This is a genomic window from Bradyrhizobium sp. P5_C11_2 (assembly GCF_054049755.1).
Genome location: NZ_JBFULT010000369.1, coordinates 1 through 7,597, shown reverse-complemented (window position 1 = coordinate 7,597; position 7,597 = coordinate 1). Strand labels below are relative to the sequence as shown.

Here is a 7,597-nt window from a genome sequence, read left to right as displayed (position 1 = left end):
GTCGAACAGGACCTGGCTGCGGCCATAGCCGGCGTCGAGATGCTTGATGTCCAAAAATTCAGGCACGGCGCAGATAAATCTCCTGGACGGCCTTGTTGGCCTGGATCTCGGACACGGTACCGGATGCCAGCACCTTGCCCTSGTCGAGCACGGTCAACCGATCACAGATGTCGCGGATGAAATCGAGGTCGTGCTCGACGATGACGAGCGAGCAATGCTGCTTGATCGGCTGCAGCAATTCGCCGGTGACGCGGCGCTCCTCCAGGCTCATGCCGCCGGTCGGCTCATCGAGCAGCAACAATTTCGGCTTGCCCGCGAGCGCCATCGCGATCTCCAGCCATTGCTGCTGGCCGTGCGACAGCGCCGCCGCCGCATCGAAGGCGCGATCGGCGAGGCGAAACTGGGTGAGCATGGTCATGACCTGGTCGTGCAACACGCTGCGGGTGCGCGAGAACAGGAGGTCGAACAGCGAGGACTGCGCCTGCAGCGCGAGCAGGATGTTGTCGTAGAGCGTCAGCGTCGGCAGCACGCTGGTGATCTGGAATTTCAGGCTCATGCCGGCGCGGGCGCGTTCGGTCGGCGTGAACGCGGTGATGTCGGCGTTGACGAACGAGACCTTGCCCTGGGTGGGCACCTCGGCGCCGGCGATGCACTTCATCAGCGTGCTCTTGCCCGAGCCGTTCGGACCGATCAGGCCGTGAAACTCGTTCTCGCCGACGGTCAGCGCGGCACCGTCGAGCGCGGTGAGCTTGCCAAACACCTTCCTGATGCCCGCGGCCTCAAGGAGCGGCATTGCGCTTCTCCTTTTTACTCTCCTTGGGCTTGCCGCCAAAGCTTCCGACCCGCTCGCGCTCGCCGAGCACGAAGCTGATCAGGCCGAGCGGCCGGAACAGGATCACCAGCAGCAGCAGAACGCCGAGGATGATCGGCCAGATCTCGCGGTAATTGTCCGACAGCCAGAAGCTGACGCCCTCGACGATGACGGCGCCGATCACGGCGCCGATCAACGTGCCGGAGCCGCCGAACAGCACGTAGAGCACCACCTGGGTCGAGACCACGACGCCGACCATGTTGGGCCAGACGAAGCCCTCGTGGAAGGCATAGAGGCTGCCGGCGAGGCCCGCGACGGCGCCGCCGATGGTGAAGATGATCGCCTTGAGATGCTGCGTCTTGTAGCCGAAGAAGGCGATGCGCTGCTCGTTCTCGCGCAGGCCCGCAAGCGCCAGCCCGAACTGCGAGCGCACCAGGAAGCGGCAGAGCAGGTAGACGACCACGAGAATGCCGAGCACGAGATAGTAGAAGGCCGGCCCTTCCGAGAATTCGTAGCCGCCGAGCGTCATCGGCGCGATCGAGGGGATGCCGTTCTGGCCGCCGAGATAATACCAGCCGCGCGCCAGCCGGTCGGCGGCGTAGGAGCCGGTCAGCGTGCCCAGCGAGACGAAGATCACGCTGGAGGGATGTCGTCCAAGCAGAAGAAAACCGCCAAGCAGCAGCGCAAAGGTGAGGCCGATGATCGTGCCCGCCGGCAGCACCAGGAAGATGTTGGTGATGTCGAGATCGCGCGCGAGCAGCGCCACGCCATAGCCAGCCGAGCCGAAGAACAGGGCCTGGCCAAAGCTCATGATGCCGGCATAGCCCCAGACCAGATCGAACGACAGCGCGAACAGTGCGAGGATGATCACGCGCGTCGCGAACACGGTGAGATAGTCCTGCAGCACCAGCGGCGCGAGCAGCGCCGCGGCGAACACCACGCCCTCCACGATCGGCAGGACTTTTCGTCCTGCCTTGACCTGTCCCGCTGCCGCGCGTTCAGCCATCGCATCGTCCGCTTCGTCGGCGACGATGGCCTCTCTTACCACACTCATGGACTTCGGCATTCCGCCTCAGCATTCCTTGTTGGCATTCCTTGTCAGCATTCCTCTTTAGCATTCCTTGGGATCGACGAGGCCGTTGCTGCGTCCGACGATCTCGTAGTTGCCGCCCTTGGCGACCGCGGTGTACATCTTCATCTTGCAGTGTCGCTTGCCCGGCACCATCTCGGCCGGTCCGCCCGGACCTTCGGCGATCTTGGCATGGTCGAGCGCGGCGGCAACCGACTCGCGGTCGATCTTGCCCGCTTCCTTGACGGCCGCCTCCCACAGCTTGAGGCCACGATAGGTGCCGGTGGCGGCGCTGCCGGCGGCGAACAGGAAGTTGCCCGGAAAATCCTTCTCGTAGGCCGCCTGGATCTTTGCGTTGAACGCATCCTCCTTGGTCAGCACCTTGAAATAGTCGAGGCAGCTTGCGAGCCCCTCGATCTCGGCGGCCTGGTTGATGTTGAGCGTGTTCTCGTCATAGTAGACGCAGGCGAGACGACCGCCGTTCTTGAGGAAGCCCGCTTCATAGAGCTGCTTGAAGAACGGGCCTACACCCGGCGGAATGACGGTGTTGAAGACGACGTCGACCTTGTTGGAGATGATGCGGTTGACGGTCGACGAGAAGTCGACCTGGTCGAGCGGATAATATTCCTCGAACACCACCTCGCCGCCGTTGGATTCGATCACCTTGCGGGCATAGACGTTGAGCGTGTGCGGCCAGACATAGTTGGCGCTCGGCAACGCGAACTTCTTGCCGCCGTTCTTGATCAGCCAGGGGATGAATTCGTCGCATTGCTGCGCCGGCGTCGGCCCGGTGCAGAACAGATACGGCGTGCACTCCTTGCCTTCGTAGAGCTGCGGATAGATGTAGAGCGTCTTGCCGCGGGCGACGATCGGGTCCTTGATCGCGTTGCGCATCGACGAGGTGATGCCGCCCAGCACCATGTCGACCTTGTCGCGCTGGATCAGCTTTCGCACGTTGCCGACGGCAACGGATTCGTTCGACGCGGTGTCCTCGATGTAGAGCTCGAGCGGACGGCCGAGCAGGCCGCCGGCATCGTTCATCTGCTTGATCAGCATCTTGGCGACGTTGGCGTCCGCCGTGCCGGCATAGGCGATCGGGCCGGTGAGATCGGTCGCGATGCCGACCTTGATCGGGCCTTCAGCCGCATTGGCCCAGCCGGCCGGGATCACCCAGCTGCCGACGCCGGTCGCGACCGCGCCGGTGGCAAAGGCGAAATTGGAGAGGAAGCGACGGCGCGTGAGATTGGTGCGATCTGCAAACATGACTAAACCCCTTTTCCAGCGATGAGGCCCTGTGGCCGGAATTTGATGAAGACAATGGCAAGGACGAAGACGAGGACATCGGCGACGACCGGCGCCATCACCCATGGCAGCGCGGCGCTGAGCGTGCCGATGACGCCGGCACCCGCGACCGGCCCGATGAAGGAGCCGACGCCGCCGACCATCACCGCGACAAAGCCCTGGATCAGGAAGCGCAGGCCGAGATCGGCGAACAGGCTGAACACCGGCACGATCAGCGCGCCGGCAAGGCCGGCGAGCGCCGCACCGAACGCAAACGTCGCGCCGTAGATCAGCGGCGTGGAGATGCCGGAGGCGCGGGCCAGCGATGGATTTTCCAAAGTGGCACGCACGCGTAAGCCAAAACTGGTGCGCGAGAGCAGGAGATAGCAGCCTGCCATCACCAGCAGCGTGATGACGATGATGGTGAAGCGCCAGGCCGAGATGTGCATGGCGCCGATATCGATCGAGCCGCCGATCGGCTCGGGCACGGTGAGGTAGAAGCCGCCGATCAGGCCGCGCACGGATTCCCGGATGATCAGGCCGAGCGCGTAGGTGCCGAGCATCGCCACGATCGGCGCGGCGTAGAAGCGACGGATGATCAGCGCCTCCAGCACGAAGCCGAGCGCGCCGACCACGAAGGGCGCCGCGACCATGCCGGTCCAGATCGGCAGGCCCTTGGCGTAGGCGAGATAGGTGATGTAGGCCCCGAGCAGCACGAACTCGCCCTGCGCGAAGTTGAAGATGCCCATCATGCTGGCGATGATCCCGAGCCCCAGCACGATCAGGACGATGATCGCGCCGAAGCTCAGAATCTCGAACGCCGCGACGAACGCGTTAGCCATTTGGTGCTGTTCCGTCCGTCTGCATCAGCACCTCGCTCACATCTTCTTCCAGTYGCCGATCTGCTCGAAGGCATGCGCGGCGCGATAAATCGTCGCTTCCTCGAACATGCGGCCGACCAGCATCAGGCCGACGGGGAGGCCGTCGACCATGCCGCAGGGCAGCGACATCGCGGGATGATGGGTGATGTCGAACGGCGCGGTGTTGCCGATCATCTCCAGCGCGCGGGCGACGTAGTCCTCACGGCTGGCGGTCGGCTCCGGCAGCTTGGTCGCCTTCATCGGCGTGGTCGGCAGCAGCAGCAGATCGTAATCCCTGAAGGCCTTGTCGTAGGCCGCGGTGAGGCGGCGGGAGATGTTGAGCGCCTTGCCGTAATAGCGCGGACCGAAATTGTTGTTGATATAGGTGCCGAGCAGCAGGAACAGCTTTGTCGTCTCCGACAGCGAGTCCGCCTGGCGCCGCCAGCCGCGATGGAAATCCATCAGCGAGGTGGAATAGAGGTCGGACCGGCTGAGGCCATAGCCGTCGCCATACATCATGGTCTGGGTCATGCCCTCGGTGCCGATCGGCGTCCAGATCGCAGGGCCGACGAGATGCATCGGGATCGAGACGGTCTCGACGGTGGCGCCGAGATCCTTGAAGCGCTTGGCCGCCTCGCGCACGCTTTCGTTGACGGCGGCTTCGGCGGTCGGCTGCTCAAAGCCTTCCTTCAAAATGCCGATCTTCATGCCCTTCACGCCCTGGCCGAGCGCCTTGGTGTAGTCCTCGACCTTCGGCGCCTTGATGCGCGGGTCATAGCCATCGTCGCCGGCCAGCACTTCGAGCAGCAGCGCGTTGTCGGCAACGGTCGCCGTCATCGGGCCGGTGTGATCGACGAAAATCTCGATCGGCATGATGCCGGTATAGGGCACGAGGCCCCAGGTCGGCTTCATGCCATAGGTGCCGCAGAACGAGGACGGCATGCGGATCGAGCCACCCTGGTCGCCGCCGATCGCCATGTCGACCTCGCCGAGGGCTACGACGACGCCGGAACCGGAGGACGAGCCGCCGGCCGAATAGCCCATCTTGTGCGGATTATGCACCGCGCCGACCGCGCCGGTGTGGCTGCCGCCGGACATGCAGAAGGATTCGCAATGCACCTTGCCGGCGATCTCGGCGCCGGCATCGAGCATGCGCGTGACGATGGTGGCGTCAAAATCGGGGACATAGCCTTCCAGCGTCGCCGAGCCGTTCATCATGGGAACGCCGGCGAGCATGATGTTGTCCTTCAGCGCGACGGTCTTGCCCTTGAGCTTGCCGCTCGCCGCGCCCTTGACGGTCGACTTGCGGTACCAGGCATTGCGCGGATTTTCCTCCGGTGACGGCCGATAGCCCGGGGTGCGCGGATATTTCACCTCCGGCACTTCATCCGGCATCGCGCCGACAAGATTGTAGGCCTCGATCGAGCCCTGCATCAGGCCGCGGAACGAGGCGACGTCTTCGTCGGTCAGCGCGAGGCCGCACTGCTCGGCGACGCTGCGCAACTGGGCTGGCGTGGGAAGGGCAACTGTCACGGCGCTCTCCTTGAGGCTTCTTGATCCCTGGCTTTTGACGGAAGCGCTGATGCCCCGCGTGCACGACGCGGGCCATTCGGCTTCACGTTTGTATTACAAACGGAAATATTTTCCTTTTCAARTATTATTTCGGACCTCCGCCGCGACCCGGTGCGCGGCCGGTTTCAGAGCGTCCTGATCAGCTTGAAGTCGAGGCCGTCGGCCTCGGCGAGATACATCGGCATTTCGGCGCGGCCGTCGCGTATGGTCACCGGACCGCGGCCGGCGGTGTAGACCGTGTTGCGCGCCGCCTTCAACAGCGGTTTCAATGCGAGCGACCCGGCCCGGTTGGCCACGGCCTCCAGAAAGCGCAGCCCCTCATAGTTCGACTGGCCCACGGAGCCGACCGGCGGCGCGTGCGGACCGAACATGGCCTGATAGCCAGTGAGGAACTCGTCATTGGCGCGCGAGGCCATGCAGTTGAAATAGCCGGACGCGCAGAACAAATTCTCGGTGTTGTCGGCCCCGATGCCGAGCAGCACGGTCTCGTCCATCGCACCCGCAAGCCGCAGCGTCGAGGTGGCGAGGCCGGCTTCCGCGAAGGCGCGGTTGAAGGTGATGCTGTCGGTGCCGATCAGCGAGATCAGCACCACGTCCGGCTTGGCGGCGCGGATGCGCGCCAGATGCGGCTCGTGATTGTCCTCGCCGACGGGGACGAACTCCTCGCCGACGACCTGGCCGCCGGCTTCCTTGATGTAGCGCTTCACCGCGCGATGCGACTGCCAGGGCCAGACATAGTCGCTGCCGATCAGGTACCAGCGCGCCGCCTTCTTGACGTCCGCGAGCCAGTGGATGGCGGGGCGGCTCTGCCAGCGTGGCGTCTCGCCGATCGCCATCACGCCCGGCGTGCGCTCACCGCCTTCATAGACCGGCGTGTAGATGTAGGGGATGCGGTTGCCGGTGACCTTGCGCAGCGCGACGCGGACCGCGYTGATATGCGATCCCATGATCAGATCGACCTCGTCGAAGACGATCGCCTGCTCGGCGCGCCGCACCACCTCGTCGATCGGACCGCCGGAATCGTAGATCGACAGCTCCAGCTCGCGCCCGAGAATGCCGCCGCGCTTGTTGATCTCGGCAATCGCCAGCATCGCGCTGTTGGTGGAGGTCGGGCCCCAGATTCCGGGCGAGCCGGTGAAGGTGAGGAAATTGCCGATGCGCAGCTTGTTGCGCGCACCGCGGYGCTTCATGAAATGCGCGTCAACCGGAGACAGGTCGAAGTCGGCCGCCGACGACGACAGATTCCTGAACAGCAAGGACGGCGGCAACGCCGGACCGCCGTGAGCCGGGAAGTTTACCGTCGCGCGCACGCCAACTCCTGTCTGGCACCAGACTTGAAAGCACATTCAGCAGGCGGTCGCGGCATCCGCCCTTTTGTTAGGCAATCATCCTATTTTGAAAATATTGWATATTCAAGAATTGAAGTGCATATAGATGCAGCATCGATTGCAAGACATTCACTCATTTGGGTCAAGACGAAGTCTTAGCCGTGGCAAAACCGTCGAAAGAAAACTCCCCGATCACCGCCCACCTCGCTTATTTGCTCGCGCAAGCCAACCGGGAGATCAACCGGCAGCTGGAACTGCGCTTGAGCAAGGAAGGCGTTCCCGTCGAGCAGTGGCGCATTCTCAAGGTCCTGTCGGACGGCAACGGCCATTCGATGGGCGAGCTTGCGGATGCCGTGCTGCTCAACCATCCGACGCTGACCAAGATGATCGACCGCATGGTCTCCGACACGCTGGTCTATCGCGTGCAGGACCCCAACGACCGCCGCAAGGTTTTGATGTTCATCTCCGACCGCGGCAAGGTGCTGTGCAAGAAGCTCAACTCGCTCGCAGTCGACCAGGAGGAGCACATCCTCGAAAGCTACGGCGACAAGTCGACGAGCGAATTGAAGCGGCTGCTGGAGAGCTTGATCGACAGCTCGAATTGAGCGGTGGCTTAGCTGAACCCTCTCAACGTCGTCCCGGCGAAGGCCGGGACCCATACCGCGGAATCTATCGA

7 protein-coding genes are annotated in these 7,597 nt (G+C 63.7%); 1 reads left to right on the top strand and 6 read right to left on the bottom strand.

The features are described from left to right. Positions 1-58: 58 nt before the first annotated feature. The 6 genes from ACXJL8_RS27840 to ACXJL8_RS27815 form a co-directional block, all read right to left on the bottom strand. Positions 59-793 (bottom strand): ABC transporter ATP-binding protein, encoded by a 735-nt coding sequence (locus ACXJL8_RS27840; RefSeq protein ID WP_456685944.1) that lies wholly within the window; start codon positions 791-793, stop codon positions 59-61. Continuing rightward, a complete protein-coding gene (locus tag ACXJL8_RS27835; protein WP_456620036.1) occupies positions 780-1,877 on the bottom strand; it encodes a branched-chain amino acid ABC transporter permease in 1,098 nt (365 codons plus the stop codon). Before ACXJL8_RS27835 ends, ACXJL8_RS27840 begins: the two co-directional genes overlap by 14 nt. Positions 1,878-1,922: 45 nt before the next feature. Then, on the bottom strand, positions 1,923-3,143 hold the full coding sequence (locus ACXJL8_RS27830) for a substrate-binding protein (protein WP_456620035.1): 1,221 nt from the start codon (positions 3,141-3,143) through the stop codon (positions 1,923-1,925). 2 nt (positions 3,144-3,145) lie between these two features. Beyond that, complete coding sequence (locus ACXJL8_RS27825; RefSeq protein WP_456620034.1) at positions 3,146-4,003, bottom strand: branched-chain amino acid ABC transporter permease; 858 nt, start codon at positions 4,001-4,003, stop codon at positions 3,146-3,148. A 36-nt stretch (positions 4,004-4,039) separates the two neighbouring features. Continuing rightward, positions 4,040-5,554: an amidase gene (locus ACXJL8_RS27820; RefSeq protein ID WP_456685943.1), complete on the bottom strand. Its 1,515-nt coding sequence runs from the start codon at positions 5,552-5,554 to the stop codon at positions 4,040-4,042. 164 nt (positions 5,555-5,718) lie between these two features. Next, positions 5,719-6,903 (bottom strand): substrate-binding domain-containing protein, encoded by a 1,185-nt coding sequence (locus ACXJL8_RS27815; protein ID WP_456685942.1) that lies wholly within the window; start codon positions 6,901-6,903, stop codon positions 5,719-5,721. Positions 6,904-7,082: 179 nt separating this feature from the next. On the opposite strand from ACXJL8_RS27815, the gene ACXJL8_RS27810 reads away from it, so the two are divergent. Continuing rightward, positions 7,083-7,526, top strand: coding sequence for a MarR family winged helix-turn-helix transcriptional regulator (locus ACXJL8_RS27810; protein ID WP_456620031.1), 444 nt, complete (start codon positions 7,083-7,085; stop codon positions 7,524-7,526). Positions 7,527-7,597 lie beyond the last annotated feature (71 nt).

Coding starts and splice junctions, on each gene's coding strand:
- ACXJL8_RS27835 (WP_456620036.1), bottom strand. CDS start 1,877: ATGCCGAAGTCCATGAGTGTGGTAAGAGAGGCCATCGTCGCCGACGAA.
- ACXJL8_RS27830 (WP_456620035.1), bottom strand. CDS start 3,143: ATGTTTGCAGATCGCACCAATCTCACGCGCCGTCGCTTCCTCTCCAAT.
- ACXJL8_RS27825 (WP_456620034.1), bottom strand. CDS start 4,003: ATGGCTAACGCGTTCGTCGCGGCGTTCGAGATTCTGAGCTTCGGCGCG.